This is a genomic window from Quadrisphaera granulorum (assembly GCF_003149145.1).
Lineage (GTDB): Bacteria > Actinomycetota > Actinomycetes > Actinomycetales > Quadrisphaeraceae > Quadrisphaera > Quadrisphaera granulorum.
In genome coordinates, this window is the sequence record NZ_QGDQ01000017.1 from 72145 (window position 1) to 93739 (window position 21595).

Sequence of the window (21595 nt, forward strand, 5' to 3'; positions counted from 1 at the left end):
CCTCGGACTCGTCGGGGGCGGCGGGGCGTCCCCCTAAGGGGGGATCCGCCGCCCGGCGTGACGGAGCCTCAAGGTGCGGTTGGCGTGGCCGATGGACCGATCATGACGTCGGTGCGCGGCCGTGCCGCCCGGGGCCCCGGGCGGCACGCCCCTGCCCTGCCCGACGCTGTCTGGGAACACCGGCACCGGTGGGTGACCACGTTCCTGGCGGTGTTCGTGCTGGCACTGGGCCTGTGGCCCGCCCTGGGGATGCCCGTGCCGGGAATGCTGTCGCCGTTGTCCATCATCCTGGCGGTCGCAGCCCTGGCCCTCATGGTGCTTACGGCTCTGTACCCGTGGCCACGCCTGCCAGCCCCCGCCATGCGAGCGGTCCGAGCCGTGGCGTGCTCGGTCGGGTGCATGGGGGGCGCGAGCCTCGCGGTGGCCCTCGCCGGCGGAGTCACGGAGGCGCACTTCGCGTTCTTCATCCTCCTGCCGGTGGTAGCGCTGTACGAGACGGTGCTGCCGTTTCTCGTGGCTGTCGTCATCGTGGTCGTCGAGCACGGAGTTGTCGGCATGCTGTGGCCCCACCTGGTGTTCGGCCACATGCACGGCCCTGACGGCGCCTGGTCGATGGCCGCGTTGCACGGCGTGCTCTTCGCCGTCGGGTGCGCCGGGTCACTGATGGCCTGGACCGGTGCTCGTGCCGCGCGGCGCCACGCGAACGCCGTCGTCGCCGAGCTGAGCCACCGCGCCCGCCACGACGAGCTCACCGGTCTGCCCAACCGCACCGGCCTGGCGCAGACGCTCGAGAGTGCGCTGTCAGGTGCCCCGCAGGACCTCGCCGTCGTGGTGGTCGACCTCAACCGGTTCAAGGACGTCAACGACACCCTGGGCCATGAGGCCGGCGACGAGCTCCTGCGCCGCGTCGCGCGACTCCTTCACGGGGCTGTCGGCGAGCAGGGCGTGCTCGCTCGCCTCGGCGGTGACGAGTTCGCCATCGTGCTGCCCGGCGCCGACGGCCCCGGCGCGTGCGCCGTCGCCGAACATCTGCGTGATCGGGTGCGCGAGGGCGTGGTGGTCGCAGGGGTCGCCGTCGACGTCGACCTGTCGGCGGGGGTTGCCGTGCACCGCGCGGGAACCTTCCAGAACGCAACGGCCGTGCGTGCCGCATGCACCGAGCTCCTGCGCCTTGCCGACATCGCCATGTACACCGCCAAACGGTCTGGCGGGGGAGCGCTCGTCTACGACGTCGCCACCGACCACCACAGCACCGCCCAGCTGGAGCTGGCTCGTGAACTGCGCACCGCCATCGCGCGGCGCGAGGAGCTGCTGGTGCACTACCAGCCGCAGGTCAGCCTCGACGCGCACGACGAGCAGACGGACGACCAGACGTCCGTGCGGCTGGTGGGGGTCGAGGCGCTGGTGCGCTGGCAGCACCCGACGCGGGGCTTCCTGCCGCCGTCGTCGTTCATCCCCCTGCTGCACGACAGCGACCTCGCCCACCCCTTCACCGCCCTGATGATCGAGATCGCGCTCGACCAGGCGCAGCAGTGGTTCCTCAGCGGGCACGAGGTGCCGGTGGCGGTCAACGCCTTCCCCCGGTGCCTCGTGGAGCCGAGCTTCGTGGCGCAGGTGGCGCAGGCGCTGCACTCGCGCGGTCTGGCCCCCCACCTGCTCCGGTTGGAGATCACCGAAGACGCCCTCATGGCCGACCCGGAGCGGGCCGCCGCCGTCGTCACCGAGCTGCGTGACATGGGTGTCGCGACCGCCGTCGACGACTTCGGCACCGGCTACTCCTCGCTCTCCTACCTGCGGCGACTGCCGGTGGACGAGGTGAAGCTGGACAGGTCGTACGTGTCGGGCCTCGGCGGCGTGGACGGCGGGGGTGACGAGGTGCTCGTCGCCTCAATCGTCCACCTCGCGCACGCCCTCGGCATGCACGTCGTGGCCGAGGGAGTGGAGCATCCCGAGGAGGTGCGGGTGCTGCGCCAGCTCGGCTGCGACACGGCGCAGGGGTACCTGTTCGGCAAGCCGGCTCCCGCCGACCAGCTCGCTCCGGAGCTCCTGGCGACGGCGCGCACGAGCCGCCGGTGGCAGCCCGGCGGTCAGCTCACCGGCGAGATCTCCGGTCCGGCCTCGGGGGGCCTGGGCGCGTCTTCGGGGTAGGCACGCAGAGCCACGATGGCGACGTCGTCCTCGACCTGTGCCCCGACCTGCCGCAGCAGCTCGTCGCAGATCTCTTCCACCGTGGCCTCGTGGAGCCCTTCGACGGTGTGCGCGAGCCACGCCAGCCCCTCGTCGAGCGGCGCTCCGCGGCGCTCGACCAGACCATCGCTGAACAGCAGCAGCGTGGAGCCGGGTTCCAGCGGTACCTCGTGCGCCGTGCGCGGCACGTCGGGGGCCAGGCCGATGAGCAGCTCGGGCTCGCTCTCGAGGTAGCGGGCGCGTCCGTCCGGGCCGACCAGGAGCGGCGGCGGGTGGCCGGCGTTGGACCAGCGCAGCAGACGCTCCCCGCGGCGCTTCATCTCCGGGGTCTGCACCACCTTGACCAGCAGCACCGTGGCCATGGCGCCGACGTCGAGATCGCGCACGGCCGCGTCGAGGCTGGACAGCACCTGGGCGGGTTCCGCGCCGCTGACGTGCGCGATGCCACGCAGGAGGTTGCGCATCTGCCCCATCGCGGCGGCGGCCTCGCGGTCATGGCCGGTGACGTCTCCGACGACGATGCTCGTGGCGCCGTCACCCACCATGAACGCGTCGTACCAGTCACCGCCGACCTGCGCCTCGGCGGCGGCGGGCAGGTAGCGCACCGCCAGGTGCAGGTGGTCGGGCTCGGGCGGGCGGGTGAGCAGGCTGCGCTGCAGCGTCTCGGAGAAGCGCCGCACCGCGGCGTTGGCGGCCCGCTCGGCCTCCTGCGCGTGGATGCGCGAGAGCGCCGTGGCGGCCAGCGCGGTGAACGCCCGCACGAGCGCCTGCTCGTCGGAGGTCCAGGTGTGGTCTCGGTCCAGGAAGAGGGCGAGGGACCCGACGACGACGCCCGCGTCCGTGAGTGCCAGCGCCGCGCAGGCGTGCGTGCCGGCGGCCTCCAGGAGCTCGGCCACCTCCTGCTCGCGGCCCGGGAACAGCGCCAGGGCGGCGGCGCGGTCGGGCAGGAAGTGCGCGCGGCCCGTGGCGGCAGCGTCGACCATCGGCAGGGGCACGCCGGCGGGCAGCTCGGAGACGTCCGCGCGGACCGCGCCGTCGCTGAACCGTGCGGTGAGCGCCCGCAGGCCGCCGTCTTCGAGCACCTCCGAGTGCAGGCACAGGACGGCGCCGCACGCCCCGAGCAGCCCCACCCCGCCTCCGGCGATGACGGCGAGCACGCCCTCCTCGCTCTCGGCGAGTTCCAGCGACTGCGCCAGCGCCACCAGCGCCGTCTGCTGCGCGGCGGTCTGGCGTGCGCTGTGCAGCGCCCGCAGCTCGGCGGTGCGCGCCCAGATCCGCCGCAGCGCCTGCGCCGTGAGGGACCCGAAGGTGGTGAGGAGCGCCCGGTCGGGTTCACGCCACGGGCGCGGCCCGGGGAACCCGATGGAGAGCGCCCCGGCGACGCCGTCGTCGGAGAACAGCGGAACGCAGCCGACGGCGTCCGTGCCGGAGGCCGCCCAGATCGGCGCGCCGGCCGCGAAGGCGGCCGGCGCCTCCGCCCGCGAGGTGACGAACCAGCTGGTGCCGGTGGTGGCGGTGTGGACGGCGGGCAGCGGGACGTCGGCCGGGAGGAAGGCCACGCTGGCGCCGAACGCCTCGTCGTAGGCCGAGGTCAGGGTGCGCAGCGCCCGGGGGCCGGGCTCGCCCGTATGCAGCACCAGCGCGGCCGATGACGCCCCGAACACCTCCGAGGCGGCGCCGTTGACCACCTCGAGCACCGCCTGCTCGGTCTCGGCGTCTCCGAGGGCGCGGGCCACCTCGACGAGGCGGCCCAGGCGCTCGGCGTCCTGAGCTGTCTGCCGCTGGGCACGGCGCAGCTCGGTGACGTCGGAGTTGGTGCCGACCATGCGGACCGCGGCGCCGCTCGCATCGACGAGCACCTGACCGCGGGCGTAGAGGATGCGCTCGGAGCCGTCGGGGTGGACCGTGCGGAACTCCGCCTCCAGGGTGCCGCGCTCGGCGATGGCGCGCTGCAGCAGCTCGGCGATGGGCGCCTGGTCGTCAGGGTGGACGGTCCGGGCGAAGTCGCTGACCAGTCCGGTGAGCGGCATGTCGTCCTGGCCGTACAGGGTGCGGCTGCGGGCGTCCCACTGCAGGGCGTCGGTGGTGAGGTCCCAGTCCCACAGGCCCAGCTGCGCCGCCTCCGTGGCCACTTCGAGGCGTGCGCGGACCAGCTCGTGGGTGACGGCGACGTCCGGCACCTGGCTCGAGCTGGTGTCCACGGCGTCAGTATGGGTGACAGCCGGGCACCCGGCCCCGCGGCGACGTCCGACTGCTGGGCCGATGGAGGCCGAGGTCGAGCCGAGGTCGAGCCGACCTCCAGCCGACCACGAGCAGGACACGAGGAGCGACTTGCTGGCCCGACGTGGCTCCGACCAGCCACACTCCACCGTGTGAGCGGTCACATCGATGTGAGGCACGCAGGGCGTACCCCGTCCATCACCGACGTCGCGGCGCGCGCCGGCGTCTCCATCCAGACGGTCTCGCGGGTGCTCAACGCCGCGCCCAAGGTGGCGCCCGGCACTCGTCAGAGAGTTCAAGACGCCATCACCGAGCTGGGCTACCGCCGCAACCCCGCCGCGCGGGCACTGGCCACCGGCCGCGGCGGCGTGGTGGGCGTTCTCACCTCCAGCTCAGCCCTGTACGGACCGGCCTCGGTCACCGCGGCGCTCGGGCTGGCCGCCGTGGAGGCGGGGGTGCACCTGGCCGTGGAGCACGTCGTCGACTACGACGTCGCCTCCCTCGAGCTCAGCCTGCAGCGCCTGGTCGAGCAGTTCGCCGCGGGCATCGTGGTGGTCGCGCCCGTGCGGGAGGCCTACGGGGTGCTCGCCGGGGCCCAGCTTCCGGTGCCGGTGCTCGCGGTGAGCAGCGGTGGCCAGGGGCCCGCCGAGGTGTCCGTCGACCATCGGGCCGGAGCCCGGCTGGCCACCCAGCACCTGCTCGACCTCGGCCACGCCACCGTGTGGCACGTCCGCGGGCCGCGGGGCTGGTACGAGGCGGACCAGCGCGTGGCCGGTTGGCACGAGGCCCTGGAGGCGGCCGGCCGGGAGGTGCCCCCGCTCATCGACGGCTCGTGGTCGGCGGACTCCGGTTACAGCGCCGGTCAGCTGCTGGGCCGCATCCCCGAGGCCACCGCGGTCTTCGCAGCCAACGACGCCCAGGCGCTGGGGCTCGTGCGGGCGCTGGTGGAGCGGGGCCGGTCGGTTCCCGACGACGTCAGCGTGGTCGGCTTCGACGACGTCCCCGAGAGCGCCTACTTCCTGCCGCCGCTGACCACCGTGCGCCAGGAGTTCTCCGAGCTGGGACGCACCGCGCTGCAGGTGGTGCTGCGCCTCATCGACCGTGAGCATGCCGCGGGCCACGCTCACGACCAGGCCGGGCAAGCAGGACAGGCCGAGCAGCTCACGACGGGTCAGCCGGGGTGGTCGGTGCAGCTGCAGCCGGACCTCGTGGTGCGCAGCAGCACCGCCCCTCCGCGCTCCGGTCGGTAGCCCACGCGCGAGAGCCGTCTCCCTCTCGGGTGTCACTCGCAGATCAAGGTTGAGCATGGTCGAGCCGATCCCCTGGAGAAGAGGTGGCGCCGCGGTGCGCCGCCGTGTCGACGGGAGGGTGAGGGTGGACACCTCCGAACCCGACGATCTGCGCGCTCGGCAGCACCAGGTGATCCGGGACTGCGACCTCCTGGAGGCCGACCAGGACGCCGACCTCCTCGCCGTCACCCGCACCGCCGTCGCTCTGACCGGCCACACCCTGGCACGGATCAACGTGCTGCTGCCCGAGCAGGTGTGCAGCCTGGCCAGCGCCGGTGGTGAGGCCGTGCCGCTGGTGCGCGAGGAGACCCTGTGCCACCGCGCGAGCCTCGTCGGCGGTCCGGTGGTCTCCAGCGACTGCTCCCGTGATCCCCGCTTCGCTGACCTGCCCTGGGTGGACGGCCGTCTCGGCCGTGTCCGCCGCTACGCCATGGCGCCGCTGCAGGTCGACGGTCTCACCGTGGGAACGCTGTGCGTGCTCGACGAGGACGACGGCCCCGCCCTCACCGAAGGCCAGGTCGACCGGCTGGCTGACCTCGCCGCGGTGACCTCGTCGCTGCTGCAGCGCCGCCGCCAGAACCGTCAGGCGCGCGCCGACCACGACGAGCTCGCCCGTGCCCGCGCCTTCGACAGGGCTCTGCTGCAGGCGCTGCCCCTGGGGGTGCTCGCGGCGGACGCCGAGGGCCGCCTCACGCTCGTCAACGACACCCTCCTGTCGTGGTACGGCGGCCAGTTCGCCACCGAGGTGCCTCTCGCGCAGCAGGAGCGGGCGGCGGCCTACTCGCTCTTCGAGCTCGACGGCGTGACGCCCCTGGCTCCGGAGCGGCTACCGATGGAGCAGGTCCTGAGGAACGGCGCGGTGCACAGCAGCGAGTGGGTGCTGGCACCGCCGCTCGCTCCGCGGCGCACCGTCTCGAGCTCGGGCGCGCAGGTGCGCGACGCGGACGGGCGTCTGCTCGGCGCCGTGCTCGCGGTCAGCGACATCACGGAGCGGCGCGCACTGGAGGAGCAACTGCGCCGGTCCGCCACCCACGACGTCCTGACAGGCCTGCCCAACCGGGCCCTGCTGGTCCAGTGCCTCACGGCGGCGCTGACCGACGCACCGACCGCCGCACTGACCGCCGCGGAAGGCCGCCGGGTGGCGGTGCTCTACTGCGACCTCGACGGCTTCAAGGCCGTCAACGACAGCTATGGCCACGCCGCCGGTGACGCCGTGCTGCGCGCGGTGGCCGGGCGGCTCCGGGCGGGGCTCCGTCCCGGTGACGTGGTGGCGCGTCTCGGTGGCGACGAGTTCGTGCTCGTGTGCCCCGGCATCGCCGACCTCGACGAGGCCCGCACCATCGCGAGTCGCCTTGCCGAGAGCGTGTCCGCCCCCATCGAGGCCGACGGCGCGCTCCACCGCGTCGGAGTCAGCGTGGGTGCCGTCCTCAGCTCTCCCGACGACGACGGCGGCTGCGCCGAGAGGCTCCTCAGCTGCGCTGACGCCGAGATGTACGCCAGCAAGCGTGCCCGTCGCCAGGAGCGCGCCGGGGGCGCGTGAGCCTGCCGCTCACCTCCTGAGTACGTGGTGAGATCACCCTCGACCATTCGTGATCATGGACTTCCGGAACGCTCTGGCGTCACAAACTGTGCTGATCTTGGCGATTGGTCGGCTTGTGAGCCCTCGCATGGCGACGGATCGCCAAGATCAGCGAGCTCCCCGCCCTGAGGTGTTCCGGAAGTCCATGATCACGGACTGGTTCAGGGCCTACCGCACGAGGCTCTGAGGTCGACACGCACGAACGCCCGGCCGAGCCCCCCTGCTGGGGGATCCGGCCGGGCGTCGTCGTCGGGTCCTTCGGGGAGCCTCAGTCGAGGATCGCCCGGGTCACGGCAACCTGCTCGGTGAGCACCCCCGCGATGATGTTCTGCGTCTCGTTGATCTCATCCACCACGGTGGTGATCTGGGTCAGGCGCGCGATGACGTCCTGCACCTGGGTCTGGATGAGCCTGACGCGCTCGTCCACCTCGGTGGTGGCCTTGGCGGTGCCGTTGGCCAGCTCCTTGACCTCCCCGGCGACGACGGCGAAGCCCTTGCCCGCATCTCCGGCTCGTGCCGCCTCGATGGTGGCGTTCAGGGCGAGCAGGTTGGTCTGCGCGGCGATCGCCTGGATGGTCGAGACCACCTTGGAGATCTGCGCGCTGGACTCGCCGAGGCCGGCGACGTCGTCGTTGGCCTCCACGGTCAGGGCGCGACCGCGCTCGGCAACCATGCCGGCCGCGACGACGTTCTTCTCCACCTCTTCGATGGAGATGACCAGCTCGCGCCCGGCCACGTTGAGCTTCTCGCGGGTGGCGATGCGGTCCAGGGCCTGGCCGAGCAGGAAGCCGGTGTTGCGCAGGGCGCTCTCTCGGCTCTCGGACATGACCAGGGTGCGGGTGGCGAAGAAGTCCATCGTTCCGACGACCTCGCCGTTGACGATGATCGGCAGGCAGACACCGCTCTTGACGCCGGCGTTGCGCGCCGCGGGGGCGCGGACGCAGTCGGTGACCTCCGCCAGGTCTTCGACGAAGAGGAAGTCACGGGCGGCCCAGGTGCGGCCGGCCACGCCGACGCCCTTGGCGAAGCTGGCCGTGGTGGTCACGCGGCGGAACTCGTCGCCGACCTGGCCGACCTCCTGGTCGAAGTGCAGCGCCTTGCCGGTGGGGTCCACGCTCCAGTAGGAGCCGTAGTTCCAGCCGAAGCCGGAGCAGATGGTGTCCAGGGCGAAGCGGACGGCTTTGGTGGGGTCGTTGGCCTTGGACAGCTCGCGCAGCACGGCGTTGACGGCCTCGACGTCCTGGGCGGCCTTGGCTTGACGCTCGGCCTCGGTGGCGCGCTCGATGGCCTGGGAGACCAGCACGCCGATGGAGCGCAGCACGTCCAGGCGGCCGGGGCTGGGGTCGAGGGTGTGATCGGCGAAGAAGTCCATCGTGCCGACGACGGCGCCGCCCGCGGTGATGGGGAAGCACACACCGCTGCGGACGCCGGAGCGCTGCGCGACGGGAGCGCGCACGCAGTCGGTGAGCTCGGCGATGTCGCGGACGAAGACGAGGTCACGGGCCTTCCAGGCGCGTCCGGACAGGCCGATGCCCTCGCAGAAGGAAGCGGAGCGGGTGACCGCGCGGAACTCCTCGCTGGTGGCGCCGGACTCCTGGGTGAAGCGCAGCTCTGCGCCCGATCCCTTGCCCTCGACGGTCCAGTAGGAGCCGTACACCCAGCCGAACTGGGAACGTACGGCTTCCAGGGCAACACTGACGGCTTGCTGCACGGTGGTCGCGGCGGCGACCGCCTTGACGACGGCGACGACGGCGCGGACGTCTGCCTCGGCCTCGGCGGCTGCCGTGGCCGCGGCGGTCGGGGCCTTGTCCCGACCTGCTCGCTTCATCACTGGTGCTCCTTGCTCCGGCGGCGCCTTGCGTGCCGCACAGAGCAGGTATCGGCGTCAGCCGCTCCGGCATGTAGCCGGCCGGACCTACCGCTCGAAAGGGGGACACCGTGCACTCTGTGTCTTTTCATCTCCGATCGGTGACGTGTCGAGTGATGAACCCGCAGGTCGCAGGCTGTGTGTCAGGCGGATGGTGCCGGACCGGCAGGTGTGGCCCCGGCTGTAGGCGCCGTTGCGGAGATCACCCGATTGCAGTCCCGCTCCCGTCAGCCTGTCCCTCTCATGGGAGCGAGGTGGGGGAGGGGGCGGGTCAGAGGCGGAACCGCGAGATGGTGTCGCGCAGCTCGGCCGCAGTGCGCGAGACGTCGTGCGCCGTCGTCGTCGTTGCCGCCGCCGAAGCGGTGGTCTGTGTGGCGGCCGCCGCGATCCCACTGATGTTGGCGCTGATCCCCACGGTGCCCGCGGAGACCTCGGTGACCGAGCGGACCATCTCCGCCGTCGTCGCCGACTGCTCCTCCACCGCCGAGGCCACGGTGGCCTGCAGGGCGTCGATGCGGCCGATGACCTCGCCGATCTCCTGGATAGCGGCGCGGGCGTCGGAGGCGTCTGCCTGAGCGGTGTGGACCCGAGCCACGATCTGCTCCGTGGCCTGGGCGGTCTGGCGGGCCAGCTCCTTGACCTCTCCGGCCACCACGGCGAAGCCCTTGCCGAGTTCCCCGGCCCGGGCGGCCTCGATGGTCGCGTTGAGTGCCAGGAGGTTGGTCTGCTCGGCGATGGAGGTGATGAGCTTGACCACCTCGCCGATCTCCCGCGAGGACGTGCCGAGGCGTTCCACGGTGGCGCCCGCGGACTCTGCCGTGGAGACGGCGTCGGCGGCGGTCTGCGAGGCGGTCGCGGTGGAGGAGGCGATCTCGCTGATCGCGGAGGTCATCTCCCCGCCGGCGGCGGCGATGGTGGACATGGACAGGGAGATCTCCTGCGAGGTGCCGGCGACCAGCTGGGACTGGCGCGATGACTCCGTCGCACCCGACGACAGCTGGCCGGCGACGGCCGTGAGGTGCTCCGAGCTGCGCATGAGGTCGTCTGCGCCCGAGCTGATCTGTCGCACGACGGTGGCCAGCTGCTCGACGGAGGCGTCCGTGGCGGCGGCCACCTGGCCGACCTCGTCCTTGCTGGCGATGCCGGTGCGCTGGTCCAGGCGTCCCTCGGCTAGGCCGCGGGTCACCGAGACCACCGTGGCCAGGCGCGAGGTGAGGCTGCGGGAGATCATGCGGTTGAACAGCAGGGAGATCGCGGCACCCAGCGCCGTGACCACCGAGAACACGATGAGGCTGGTCCGGTGGGCGGCCTCACCCTGCGCGGCCATGGCGGCCGCGGCGTTTCCCTCGGACTTCACCAGCGCGTCGAGCGCCGTCATCGCGGCGTCCGCTGCGGGGGTGATGGTCTTCGCGCGGAGCTCCTTGTACCCGGCGACGTCACCGGCGAGGGCCTCCTCCATGCCCTTGGTGCGCACGTCGAGGTAGGTCTTGATCGCAGCGGCGGCGGTGGCCCGCTCCGCGGCGCCGGCCCGCGGGTCCGACGACTCGTAAGCCTTCCAGGCCCCTTCCAGTTGCTTGATGTGCTCCGCGGTGACCGTCCGGTAGGTCGCGATCTCCGAGGGGGCCGTCATCGAGGCGGTTGCACCGTCTACGCGCAGCTGGAGCAGGCCCTTGTAGGCGTTGTCGAGGTCGGCGACCGAGACGAGCTGGGAGTACACCGCGGCGTCACGCTGGTTGGCCAGACGCAGCTGCACCGCTCCGTAGCAGCTGACCGCGACGAGGATGGCGACGGAGATCGCCTGCAGCAGCGTCAGCTTGGTGCCGATGCGGAGGTCGTTCAGGTGGCGCAACAACGCGGTCTCCTCCGCTGGGGTGTCTGTGGTGCTCGTGATCGTCTGATCGGCACCTGACACGCTGAACTGCAGCAATAACGATCTCCAGGTGTGAGCCATTTCGAGGGACGATCGGGGGATACCACTCAAGATTTCCCCGTGGTCACGCTGCGTAGGCGATGATCGGATGCGTGGGGGACACCGTGACAGCGGGCACCGATGGGGTGCCCTTCGTCCGTACCCCCGTGCGGGGTCCCGCTGGGTGGGCGGGCCTGACCCGCTGGGCCAGTCCGAACCGCTGGGACGGGTGGCGGCGCGGGCCGGCGCGCGTGGCGCTCGAGGTCGCCGTCGTCCTGGTCTGCGCCGCAGAGGTGCTCGCGTGGGAGCACGCGACCGTCAATAGCTCGTTCATCATCGCCTCGCTCACGGTGCTGGCCGTGATCGCCCGGTACCGGTGGCCCGTTGCCGCAGCGGTGGTGGCCGGGCCGGCGCTGGGGTGGACGGCGCTTCTCCTGACTCCGCTGGTGCTCCTGTTCACCGCGGGTCAGCGGGAGCGGCGTGACGTGGTGGTGGTGGGCCTGGTGGCGTGGACGGTCGTGTCCAGCGCGGCGCTCATGACCTTCCAGGACTACCGCTACCTCGTGGACGACGGACCGCTGCGCCTCGTGACGGACATGGCCGCCGCGGTGGCGATGTCCGCGGGGGCCGCGGGCCTCGGGCGGCTGGTACGGACCCGCCGGGAGCAGGCCGCGGCGTTGCGCGAGCTCGTGGCGGGGCGGGCGCGGGAGCAGGCGCTGGCCGAGCACGCGGCCCGCGCCGACGAGCGGGCGCACCTGGCACGCGAGATGCACGACGTCGTCGCCTCGCAGGTCACCCTCATCGCGGTGCAGGCCGCAGGCCTACGGATGACTCCCGGCGTGGACGAGCGGACCCGGCAGATCGCGGAGACCATCCGCGCCGCCGCCAGCCAGACCACCCGCGAGCTGCGGGAGGTGCTCACCGAGCTGCGCCGGCCGGAGGCAGCGCCCTCGGCGCCTGCCGCCTCGACTGCCTCAACGTCCGTGGTGCTGCCGCCGTCGGCGATGGCCCACGGAGTCACGACACAGGGCGCCGCGCGTGCGTCGTCGCCGTGCCTGCGGGCCCTGGACACGTTGTGGGCGAGCGCCGGCTGCGCCGGTCAGCTCGTGGTCAACGTGCCCGACACGCTCACGGTGGCCGAGCCGGTGCAGCACGCTGCGTACCGGATCCTGCAGGAGGGGCTGACCAACGCCGTGCGCTACGCCCCGGGGGCGGTGGTGCGGGCCGGGATCGAGCTGGTCGCCTCGACACTGGTGGTCTCCGTGGTCAACGGACCTGCCCCTGCCGGTCCCGCCGCGCCCGCCGCGCCCGCCGCAGCGGGGGCTTCCACCGAGCCGGAGTCTGACCTTCATTCCACCACAGGAACGACGACGGCGACCGCCACCGGCACGGCGCTCGCCTCGGACCTGCCGTCCCTGTCAACGGGCAACGGCCTCGCGGGGGTGCGTGAGCGCGCCGAGTCGCTGCGCGGCCACGCGAGCTGGGGCCCCACCGATGACGGTGGCTACCAGCTCACCGCTGTGCTCCCGATCTCCAGCTGAGACCAGGGACGACGACGGCGACTCTCCGTCAGCGGTGGTGCGAGCAGGCCGACGGCCAGAGCAGGTCGCGCAGCGCACGCAGTGCGCTCGGCGCTGGCTGCGCGGCGTGAACGCCGTGAGCTCCGCGGGTGGCCCCCTGCGGAGCGTGCAGCGAGAAGAACCACTCCTGGTCATCCGTGACCGGTGCCGGCGGGGTGTCGCGGCGGCTGCGGCGCTGCTGCGCGGTCTGGTCGAGGCTCACGGGCAGGTCATCGACGCCGAATGCATCCCTCTCTATGGCGCCGCCGCAGAAGCACCCGTTCGGCAGGCTCCACCTCAGAAAGAAGGAGTAGGACGACGACGGCGGGGGCGAAGCTCGGGCGTCGGCTTCGCCAGCGCCGAGGGGCCCGGGAGTCGGGCGTCGTGGTCGAGCAGCTGTGGAGTGTGAGCCCCTTCGGCCTGATCGGTCCGCTACTCCCGTGGGGCCAACGCTTCACACCCAAGGGGCCAACACTTACGGCTCCCTGAGCCCCGCGCCGACCTCCCCGCGGCGCCTTCCTTCAGGACCCGAGCGTCATTCACACCGACGAACACCCGTCAGGGGAGCAGGCCCTCGCGGTAGGCCCGCGCGAAGAGCCCCTTGCCGTCGTCTACCGGTAGGCGCATATCGGTAGCGAGGAGCGCGTCGACCGCCTGCTCAGCAGCGGGGCGATCGCCGGAGCGCTTGAACTCGGAGATGACCACCCACAGGGTGTCGCGGCACGTGACGCCGAGGCGCTCGGCCTGGGTGATCGCTTCCCGCTCGTCAATGAGTGCGATCGAGCCGCGGTGGTATGCAACGGCGATGACTGCGCACTCGCCCATGTGCTCGTCAGGTCCACCGCCCATCGCTGCCTTGACGGACAGCGCGGTCAGTACTTCGGCGTCGGTGAGGACCACTTGCTGGGCCCACGGAACGGTCGACACGGCAGGGATGCCGCTGTATCGCTGCCGCCCCTGTTCGATCTCACCGCGCACCTCGTCGGGGACGAGGATCCGTTGTGCCTGCGCCAGGTTCGCGAGCAGGTGACCGTGCCCGGCGCGCCACAAGTGCGTGTAAACGCTGGTGTCGATGACCCAGCCCAGCGGGTCAGCCACCGTGGCCCGTGAAGGAGGGGCGCAGGTCTGACCATTCGGGGGCCTCCTGCTCGGGTAAGTCAGCCCTCGTCACGGTGCCGCGAAGCAGCTCGGTCGTCCGGGCGGCCGTGAGGCGGCGAGCCGAGTAACCCGATAGGCACGCGTCGACGAACGACGGTGACAGGTATCCGAGCTGCAGGTGCTCGTGCCAGCGGATATTCCGATGGAGGTAGTCGCCCTTGGTCGGAGGCCGATCGGCCAGTTGACGTCGGTCTTCCTCGTCGATGAGGTCCAGTGTCTTGAGGTGACCGAGAACCGCCGTCCAGCTGACCATGTACCGGGCGGCCACGTCGATGGCACGCTCCCGATGCGACCTCGGTGCGAGCTCATTCCAGAGAGCCACCACTCCGGCGCGCGGAGCAAGCAGGTGGATGGCGAAAGAGTTGAGCATGCGCTCGTCGTGGAGAGAGCCGCTCGCGTCGTACGCATCTCCGCAGAGCCAGTGGCCCAGCTCGTGCGCGAGAGTCATGCGGCGCCGGCCCGAGTCGTCATCGGCGTTGACTACTGCGACGCCGAACGGGCCTGCCGGTGTCTCCACCTCCACACAGGCGCCCGGAGCGCCGTCGACGCCGAGTGAGGTGACGTGGACCAGCAGGCCGAGGCGTTCGCAGGTGTCGCCGAGATCGGTGATGGGGGAGCTCCCGAGATCCAGGTGCCGACGGATCCGGCTGGCGAGGCTCTCTGCCGCCATGTGGTCGTGAGGTGTCCTCCGCCCCGCCGGCCGGGTGGCAGGAACCAGCAGACGCAGGTCGGCGAGGAAGAACACGTCGGTGGAGAACTGGAGCAGCTCGGCGTCGAGCTGCGTCGTGGACGGGTGGGTCTCCCCTGCGTCGCGACGACGGCTGACCACTGCCGGCGGGGCCTCAGAAACGAAGTACGACAGGGGACGTCCTAGCGCCTCGGCGATGACCACGAGCTCGCGGGCGTTGAGGTTGCGCTCGCCCTTCTCGAGCCTGCTGATGGCCGACCTGTCGACCCCGATCGTGCGGGCCACCTGCGCCTGGGTCAGACCCGCCTCGTCGCGTGCCTGCGTCAGCCGAAGCCCGAGTTCGACATTGTTCACGTGTGTGAATATCGCACGCGCAGATCTCGTGCGGCACCTCGACTCGCCCTGTCGAGGGTTGCTCTCGTGCAGGCGCGGCACACAAGTAACGGAGCACATCGGCGAGAGATGCCCGGAAGGCGTTGCCCGGCATCGCCGACGCCTGGGCAATGAGCGCCTCGAGGCTCCGGCAGACGCGCTGCAGCAGCCACGTCTGATTCCGGTCGTCCTGGAGCTCCTCGTAGTCCTGCGCCGAGGGCATCAGCTCGTCGGTTCGAGCACGCGCCTCGAAGCGAGTGAAGTCGTGGTGGGGCGTAAACCCGAGTAGGCATACCACTGCGTGCTGGGTGTCGTGCCAGGTGGCCGCCCGCTGGCCATCCTCGCCGTCGAGCTTGTCGATGTCAGGACGGTGCACCCGCGACAGCGGAGCTTCGGTGCCCCTGGGGTTCCGGGAGCGGATGTCCGCGAACTTCGAGACCAGTCGCCCCCAGTCGCTCGCCCCGATGATGGCGGCGAGGTCTCCCACGGATCACCTGTCGGCCCTGAGGTCCTCTCGTGCCCGGGCAGTCACGCGGAGCTCGTACTCGCCGTCCAGCGGGTCGGACCAAGCTTCCTCGTGGCGGCTCACTCTGCGGTCGACGTGCGGGCCGATCCGGCTGACCTGCGTGCGTCTGCGCGATGAGCCCTGGCGAAGATCGCCTCGGCGGCTGCGGTGCGTCCCTCGCGGAGGGCTCGTCCCGCTTCGATCATTTCGGCAGGGGTTGGCGGGACGTCGAGCATTTCAGCAGCCTGCGCGCGGGCGCGTTGAGCTGCTTCTCGATTCGCTGCAGCTGATGCGGCTCGCTCTGCGCGGAGGTGCTCGACCTCAGCTCGCGGGTAACGGTGATGTGTGCCGACCGGCTGGTCGGTGAGCTTGCCCGCCTTGGCCCACCTCACCACCGTCGGTCGCGAGACGCCGAGCACCGCCGCCGCTTCCTCTGGGCTCATCCACTCAGGTGCCGAGCCGCGGTCCAGCAGTGCCTCGAACTCCCGCAGGAGGCTCGGGTCCGCCTCGAGCAGCTTGCTGACCAGCATGGCGCCGCGTGGGTTGAGGTCGAGGTGCTCGTCGCCCACTGAGACGGACACCCTGAGCGCTCCGGACAGCGTCAGCGGAAAGCGCCCGGTCACCGAGCCCGGCGCCACCAGATGCTCCATCGTCGCCACAGTGACCTCCATCGGCAGATAACTGCAACAACTGTTCATCTGTGGTGGAGCAACGGTGCGTCGTGCCACGCGAAGATCTGCTTGCCGGACTGCCCCACGGGCCGACCAGGGCCGCGACGACGCGGTCGGAGGTGGGCAGGACGTCGCCGAGCATCCTTGCGGCGCTCCGGGAGAAGAGCCCACGGTCGAGCGCGTCCGTCGACTGGTCGGGCAGCGGTGCGTCTGCCCAGATGGTCGCTCGTCCTCGATCAGCACTGCTCTCGTGCACCTCTGCTCTCCGGATCACGACTCGAGGGCCTCGCGCACGTCGAGCCGGGAGCACCGGGACGCCCGGCATTGGCCTTGGAGCGCCGTGGGGTGGTCGCCAGCCTGGCGGTCAGAGGCCCAGCGCGATGCGGAGGCCCTCTTCGACCGCCCTCATGGCCACCGGCGAGAGCGCCCCCGCGTCCTTGACCCGGTCTTCGTCGTAGAGCTGCACCACGTCATCGCAGCTGACGTATCCGGTCCACACCTCACCCGGTGGAAGTGCGACGTGGCTGGCGAAGGGGCGGTGGGTGGTCGTCAGGCGGACGGCCAGCGCTGTGAGGCCCTTGTTCCGACCGTTGTTCGAGACGATGAGCATGTACTTGGGCACAGGCCGGTCGTTCTCATCGGTGAGGCCGATGTCGGCGAGGTAGATCCGTCCTCGTACGTACTGCGTCACCGGTAGGAGTCCTCCGATGCGGCTGCGTTGCGGGCGCGGCGACGGCGGAGCTGCTCATGCTCGGCGGACAGCGCCGCGCTGCCAGTGATCTCCTCAGCTTCCTGCGCGTACAGGGCGCCCTCCTGCGCTTCGCGCAGCACACGGATGCCTTCGTGCAGGGCGAGAGCCAGCACGGCCGACTCGGAGGCGTCTGTCGCGTCCAGGCCCGCGGCCTGGGGGGCTTCGCGGATCAAGGCGAGGTCGCGCAGGTCGCGCGGGGAGATGGACACGCTCTTGCGCGCCTTCTTGCCGGACGCGGTAGCGGTCGTGCCGGAAGTAGCTGCGCTCATGTCACCCATCATGGCCTCTGAATCGGCATCAGGCAACGAGGCTTGAAGTGATGCTGAGAATGCAGCACTCTTTGCCGCAGCGCGCTTTCCGCATGGTCAGGGGTCGAGGAGTCTCTCCTGGACCTGCTCACCAGGGCAGCGCGTCCGCTCGGACTCAACTCGCTTGCTCGGCACCGAGGAGGTGTCGCTCAAGGGGCTGCATGTCGCTGGTGGAGGACAAGGACGACGACGAACCAGCAAGCGCAGATCGATGGCGGCCGACGTCAACCACCACTGCCCTGCGAACGCCTCGATGCGCCGGGTCGCCTACCAGTACAGCCTCATGTCCACACGCGGCTTCACCAAGCACGCGGTGGCGTACGCGCGCACGCACGGCATCGCCCTGCACGACTTCTCCGGCGACGCGTGGCAGGCGGTGCGCGACACCGTCGACCTCGCCGTGGAGACCTTCATGCCACTGCTCGCGGGGGCCGGCGGGTACAAGGCGGTGCCCCTCTCCTCCCTGCGGCGGCTGCTGCGGCGGCGCTGGCCACCCTCCAGCGCTCCCACGGCGACGATCCCTTCGCCGTGGCCGCGTTCGACTGGTCGGGCTCGCGCGGCGCCACGACAGGTCGCTGCTCATCGGCTACCCGTACGGGCAGCTGCTGCTGGCGCTGCGCCCTGACCAGGCGGACGACCTCGACACGCTCCTCGCGAAGCACGCCCGGACGGTCAGGGGAGTCCAGGTGGTCCGCGTCCGGCTGGCCTTCTCCCTGGTCAGCCTGCCGGGTGCGCCGCCCACGGGGGAGGGCGGTGCCGGTGACTGGGTGGTGGAGCCGGAGGACCGGTCCGGCGACTTCCGCCTGCGCGTCGGCCTGCCGCAGGGCTTCGAGCGCACCCTGCTCACCACCGACGGTGCTGCCGCGACCACGGGAGGGCGCACCGGGAGCATCGCCATCTACCGGCACGGCACTCCCTACCGCCTGGAGTTCGCGCTGGAGGTGCGCACGGGCTCTCCTGAGGACGACGACGAGAGGCCGTCCCCGCGCAGCGAGCGCGCCGAGGAGGCGGTGGCCATCAGGCGCGAAGCGCGGGCCTCGGAGTGGCGTGGCAGGGGAGTGGCTCGCCGCGCCGATGCTCCCGCCCGCACCCGTCCCTGCTCCTGCTCGCGCCCAGAGCCGTTCGACGCTGGCTGACGTGCCCGTGCCCGTCGACGCAACAGTCGACGGTGTGCGCCGTGCTGCGTGAGGCCCCGACGACGTACTTCTCGCTCAGAAGTACCACGCGGGTCGGACGATGACGCGTGTGCTGGCTCCCGCGCTGGCGAGAGTGCAGGTCACCGCCTCAGCGCGTGCGCCCGGAACCCTCACCAGGCCGTGAGCGCGGGTCAGCTCCACGACCGAGAGGCGGGCATCCACGTCGAGCCCGCTTGACGCTCTGACACCAAGGGGGCGGCGAAGGCGACGACGTCCGCGACGACCTCGTCGAGACGGGCCGGCAGGTGTGAGCCAGCGGCGCCGAGTGACCTCCCGTAGGCCGCGAACGCAGCGGCACGCATGGTCGCCAGGGCTGCGATGCGGTCCGCCAGGGGGACGAGCGCGGTGCGGCGATAGGACGTCGTCGCGATCAAGGCGGTGCGGACCGTCGCATGGGTGAAGGAGCGACGTCCTGTGAGCGTCCAGACGTCGGCGTAGTCCTTCATGCGTGTGTTGACCTCGCCCAGCTCGATGGCCGTGGCGAGCTTCTCCGCGAGGACCGTCTCGAGCGGGTACCCCAGGACGCTCACGGCGGGTGAGCCCGGACGCACCGACGGCAGCCGAACCCGTTGCGGTCCAGGAGTGATCGGATCTCCTGTATTGACGTCGAGGCACACCTTCAGAGGAGCTGTCGCCAGCTGGGCGTCGAGCGTGACGCGGACGCCGGCGTACAGCCCTTCCTCACGGATCCGGCGCGTCTTCAACGAAGCGGTGTCGAAGGAGATGCCGTCGAGGCCTTCACCGTCAGGGTCCGGTAGCGCTGCGATCGCCGCCACCACCTCGGTCACAGCAGCCTGCGTCGGCAGCGATGCCTCGGACCATCGTGTCGGCGTCCACCGTCGGGCGCCGGGTGTCCACGGCTGCGAGCAGCATGCCGCCCTTCAGGATGAACTAGTCGGCGTACGGCGAGACCGCCAGGCGGGCGGGCCACCGCTCCAGTGCCTAGAAGGTCAGGACCTGTTGGAGCGCCGTCCCCTCTCGTCTCGCCTGGTTCTGCAGGTCGAGGTACTCCCGGCCACCGGGTGAGCTCCGGTCGACCCTGCTCACTGCGCGGAGGCCACGTCGAGGGCGGTCAGGGTGGCCGCCTTGACCCGCAGGGCTGTGGCGTACTCGTAGACAGCGCTGCGGTGAGCCCCCGGACGGGCGAGGTAGCGGTTCACGGCGCGGTACGCCACGTCGTGTCCCACCTGCGGCGCAGGCGTATCAGATCCACCACCGTGCGAGCAGCGTCGTACACCGGCACCTCCTCGCCAGGAGCCGCTTCCACGCTGCTCAGGCCCAGGCGCCGCGAGCTGGCTCTGGGCGGCCCGCCTCCGCGGTCACCGCCACGCGACGACCCCAGGGTTCTCAGCCCCGGCCCGTTCGAGCCAGCGTCGGAGCCATTGGTCTGTCACGCGCCGCGATCGGCGAGCGACGGCCTGGACAGCCCTTCGCTCGAGGACCGCTTGCTCATGGAGCTGCAGGGGAGTGGCGCCCTCCCGCCACTCCACCTCGTCCAATCCCCGCACCAGCTGGGCCACTGGCAGTGCGCCGGTGGATCTCACGTCGAGGTGGACCGCGTTCATCGACTCTTCGGGCGACAGCAACGGGCCCGACCTCTGAACTGCTGTGAGCAGCCATTGCAACGACGCATCCAGCATCTCAGCGACCTCGCCGGGGCTCATCGCGGCGGGAAGCAGCTCCCCGGGCCGGGCGCCGCCGAAGGGATGCCGGTCGGCGTCGAGCTCCACCATCCACGCTGAGGTCTGGACGACCAGGAACAAGCCGGGAGGCGAGCTCCCGGGCCCGGGATGGCTGCGCGACACCTGAGCCACCGCCACGACGGGGTGTCTCGCCTGCCTGGACGTCGAGGACGCCCCCGACTCGAGGCGCGCGGTGACGATCTTCAGCCCTTCGTCCGCGACGACTCGTTGCCATCCTGTAGAGCGGCAGTTCCACGCCGGAGCGGCGTCTGCCAGCCATCGCGTGACGGGATCGCCCTCGTCGACCCAGCGCGTCGCCGAGGACCACAGGGAACCCGGCGGGGGTGTGGTCGAGCCAGGCGGTGTCGGGATGAAGGCGCACAGGCTGAAGCCCAGATGAGCGGAGGACGCATCGATCCGCTCCATGGGGCGGGGCGTGTCGATGACCAGCCCGTTGGCCGGTGCCAGTCCACGCGGTAGAGCCGTCCACCGAGATGACGGGTCCTGCAGTGCAATGTCGATCGCCTCCCGCGCCGCACGTCGCTTGCTCATGGCGGTGGCGACCGCCACGGGCGTGCTCATCGGGTGCCTGGCCTCCCGGTCCCGCAGCGCGGCCACCGCGTCGGCCAGGGCCCCGAGGGCCGCGTCCGCGGTGGCCCGCACCGTGACGATGCTCTTGAGCGCCCGCAGGTCCTCGGCGATGGAGCTGAGGGAGCCCGGCTCCACCCAGTACGAGGTGAAGTACTGCCGCATCGCGCGGCTGAGCAGTCCGCGCAGTGCGGGGTCGTACGTGGCCGACCACCCCACCAGCACCAGCGCGTGGTCGTGCAGGAGCCGTTCCATGAACGTGACGACCGCGGCGTCGTATGCAGCCAGCTCGGCGTGGGTGTTCTTCATGGTCTGCGCCGTGCGGTAGTCACCGTGGAGGTGCACGACCAGGGCGCGCACCGTGTTCAGCGGGGGGAGTCCCCGGACCTCGTCTGCTGACGAGACCACCACCGGGTCGACGCCGGCGTCAGCGAGTGCCCGCTCGACCAGCCTGTCGACGTTCAGGGTGACCACCACGCGCACGCTGCCGTCGGCCACGAGGCGGGCGACGGCACGGTGTGCGGCCGTGGGTTTTCGACGCTCGGCCGGGTCTTCGGCGTCGGGTCGCGGCTCCAAGAAGCCGGCCAGGAGGCGTTGACGCTCCAGCGGGGTCGGCGCTGACGTCCAGGAACCCTCTGAGCGTCGCGACCCGCCGGATCAGCTCCTCCTCCACGTCCCACGCCGTCGGCAGGCCCGCGGCCTTGGAGACACCTGCGCCTAGGAGGAGGGCATGCGACCCGGGTGTGGCGTGGAGGGTCGCCGCGAGGGGCAGCAGCGGGTCGAGCGGTGGCCTGAGCACGAGCCCGTTGTACGCGGGACCCCTGACACCTCGACTCGCCGGACGAGCCGAGCCGCTGAGGGCGTGCCGCCCCCGCAGCCCCGAGCGCGTCCTCGCGATCCGCCGGGCGCCGTCGGCCCGTCGGCGGGAGCTGTTGACGGGTCGTCGGAGGTGCTCCGTCCGTCGACGGGTGGACCGCTCCGGCGTGGCGTGCTGACGCTCCGGGACGACGACGACGGCGACGGTCCGTGTCAACGACCTGCGCGCTGCGCGCCGTGTCGGTGTACG

At 71.5% G+C, this 21595-nt stretch carries 18 protein-coding genes; 6 read left to right on the forward strand and 12 right to left on the reverse strand.

The genetic code is table 11. From position 1 onward, the window contains the following. The first annotated feature begins 84 nt into the window (after window positions 1-84). Window positions 85-2148: a putative bifunctional diguanylate cyclase/phosphodiesterase gene (locus BXY45_RS13805; protein ID WP_109775079.1), complete on the forward strand. Its 2064-nt coding sequence runs from the start codon at window positions 85-87 to the stop codon at window positions 2146-2148. Here BXY45_RS13805 and BXY45_RS13810 read toward each other — a convergent pair. Next, window positions 2088-4388, reverse strand: a complete 2301-nt coding sequence (locus tag BXY45_RS13810; RefSeq protein WP_170131507.1) for a PP2C family protein-serine/threonine phosphatase — start codon at window positions 4386-4388, stop codon at window positions 2088-2090. The genes BXY45_RS13805 and BXY45_RS13810 overlap by 61 nt on opposite strands. Before the next feature lie 171 nt (window positions 4389-4559). On the opposite strand from BXY45_RS13810, the gene BXY45_RS13815 reads away from it, so the two are divergent. Together BXY45_RS13815 and BXY45_RS13820 are read left to right on the forward strand one after the other, a co-directional pair. Then, the gene (locus BXY45_RS13815; RefSeq protein ID WP_211319568.1) at window positions 4560-5657 is read left to right on the forward strand and encodes a LacI family DNA-binding transcriptional regulator; all 1098 of its coding nucleotides are present in this window, start codon (window positions 4560-4562) and stop codon (window positions 5655-5657) included. A gap of 124 nt (window positions 5658-5781) precedes the next feature. Next, window positions 5782-7236 (forward strand): sensor domain-containing diguanylate cyclase, encoded by a 1455-nt coding sequence (locus tag BXY45_RS13820; RefSeq protein WP_146211201.1) that lies wholly within the window; start codon window positions 5782-5784, stop codon window positions 7234-7236. A gap of 307 nt (window positions 7237-7543) precedes the next feature. Here the strand turns inward: BXY45_RS13820 and BXY45_RS13825 are convergent, their stop codons facing one another. After that, complete coding sequence (locus BXY45_RS13825) at window positions 7544-9103, reverse strand: GAF domain-containing protein (RefSeq protein ID WP_109775125.1); 1560 nt, start codon at window positions 9101-9103, stop codon at window positions 7544-7546. Window positions 9104-9413: 310 nt separating this feature from the next. Further along, on the reverse strand, window positions 9414-10994 hold the full coding sequence (locus tag BXY45_RS13830; protein WP_245961821.1) for a methyl-accepting chemotaxis protein: 1581 nt from the start codon (window positions 10992-10994) through the stop codon (window positions 9414-9416). 170 nt (window positions 10995-11164) lie between these two features. Here BXY45_RS13830 and BXY45_RS13835 point away from each other — a divergent pair, with 170 nt between their 5' ends. After that, the gene (locus BXY45_RS13835) at window positions 11165-12592 is read left to right on the forward strand and encodes a sensor histidine kinase (RefSeq protein WP_109775083.1); all 1428 of its coding nucleotides are present in this window, start codon (window positions 11165-11167) and stop codon (window positions 12590-12592) included. Between the two features lie 28 nt (window positions 12593-12620). Here BXY45_RS13835 and BXY45_RS13840 read toward each other — a convergent pair whose 3' ends face one another. From BXY45_RS13840 to BXY45_RS13865, 6 genes are all read right to left on the reverse strand, one after another. After that, window positions 12621-12833, reverse strand: coding sequence for a hypothetical protein (locus BXY45_RS13840; protein WP_109775084.1), 213 nt, complete (start codon window positions 12831-12833; stop codon window positions 12621-12623). Between the two features lie 335 nt (window positions 12834-13168). Further along, complete coding sequence (locus BXY45_RS13845; protein WP_109775085.1) at window positions 13169-13708, reverse strand: PIN domain-containing protein; 540 nt, start codon at window positions 13706-13708, stop codon at window positions 13169-13171. Beyond that, a complete protein-coding gene (locus tag BXY45_RS13850) occupies window positions 13701-14810 on the reverse strand; it encodes a helix-turn-helix domain-containing protein (RefSeq protein WP_170131508.1) in 1110 nt (369 codons plus the stop codon). The genes BXY45_RS13845 and BXY45_RS13850 overlap by 8 nt, the downstream gene beginning before the upstream one ends. Window positions 14811-15413: 603 nt before the next feature. Next, window positions 15414-15914 (reverse strand): helix-turn-helix domain-containing protein, encoded by a 501-nt coding sequence (locus tag BXY45_RS13855; RefSeq protein ID WP_211319569.1) that lies wholly within the window; start codon window positions 15912-15914, stop codon window positions 15414-15416. A 454-nt stretch (window positions 15915-16368) separates the two neighbouring features. Continuing rightward, window positions 16369-16695 carry a type II toxin-antitoxin system PemK/MazF family toxin gene (locus tag BXY45_RS13860; protein ID WP_109775087.1) on the reverse strand — a complete coding sequence of 109 codons (327 nt, stop codon included), beginning with the start codon at window positions 16693-16695 and terminating at the stop codon, window positions 16369-16371. Beyond that, on the reverse strand, window positions 16692-17024 hold the full coding sequence (locus BXY45_RS13865; RefSeq protein WP_109775088.1) for a hypothetical protein: 333 nt from the start codon (window positions 17022-17024) through the stop codon (window positions 16692-16694). Before BXY45_RS13865 ends, BXY45_RS13860 begins: the two co-directional genes overlap by 4 nt. Window positions 17025-17274: 250 nt before the next feature. Between BXY45_RS13865 and BXY45_RS13870 the strand changes: the two genes are divergently transcribed. After that, window positions 17275-17688, forward strand: a complete 414-nt coding sequence (locus BXY45_RS13870) for a hypothetical protein (protein ID WP_109775089.1) — start codon at window positions 17275-17277, stop codon at window positions 17686-17688. 61 nt (window positions 17689-17749) lie between these two features. Further along, window positions 17750-18199 (forward strand): hypothetical protein, encoded by a 450-nt coding sequence (locus tag BXY45_RS13875; protein ID WP_109775090.1) that lies wholly within the window; start codon window positions 17750-17752, stop codon window positions 18197-18199. Between the two features lie 191 nt (window positions 18200-18390). Here BXY45_RS13875 and BXY45_RS13880 read toward each other — a convergent pair whose 3' ends face one another. The 3 genes from BXY45_RS13880 to BXY45_RS13885 all read right to left on the reverse strand — a co-directional run bounded on the left by BXY45_RS13880 (window position 18391) and on the right by BXY45_RS13885 (window position 21105). After that, window positions 18391-19047, reverse strand: a complete 657-nt coding sequence (locus BXY45_RS13880; protein WP_170131509.1) for a nucleotidyl transferase AbiEii/AbiGii toxin family protein — start codon at window positions 19045-19047, stop codon at window positions 18391-18393. Window positions 19048-19302: 255 nt separating this feature from the next. Next, a complete protein-coding gene (locus BXY45_RS24565) occupies window positions 19303-19434 on the reverse strand; it encodes a hypothetical protein (protein ID WP_281270595.1) in 132 nt (43 codons plus the stop codon). Window positions 19435-19578: 144 nt separating this feature from the next. Then, a complete protein-coding gene (locus tag BXY45_RS13885) occupies window positions 19579-21105 on the reverse strand; it encodes an SIR2 family protein (protein ID WP_170131510.1) in 1527 nt (508 codons plus the stop codon). Between the last annotated feature and the right edge of the window lie 490 nt (window positions 21106-21595).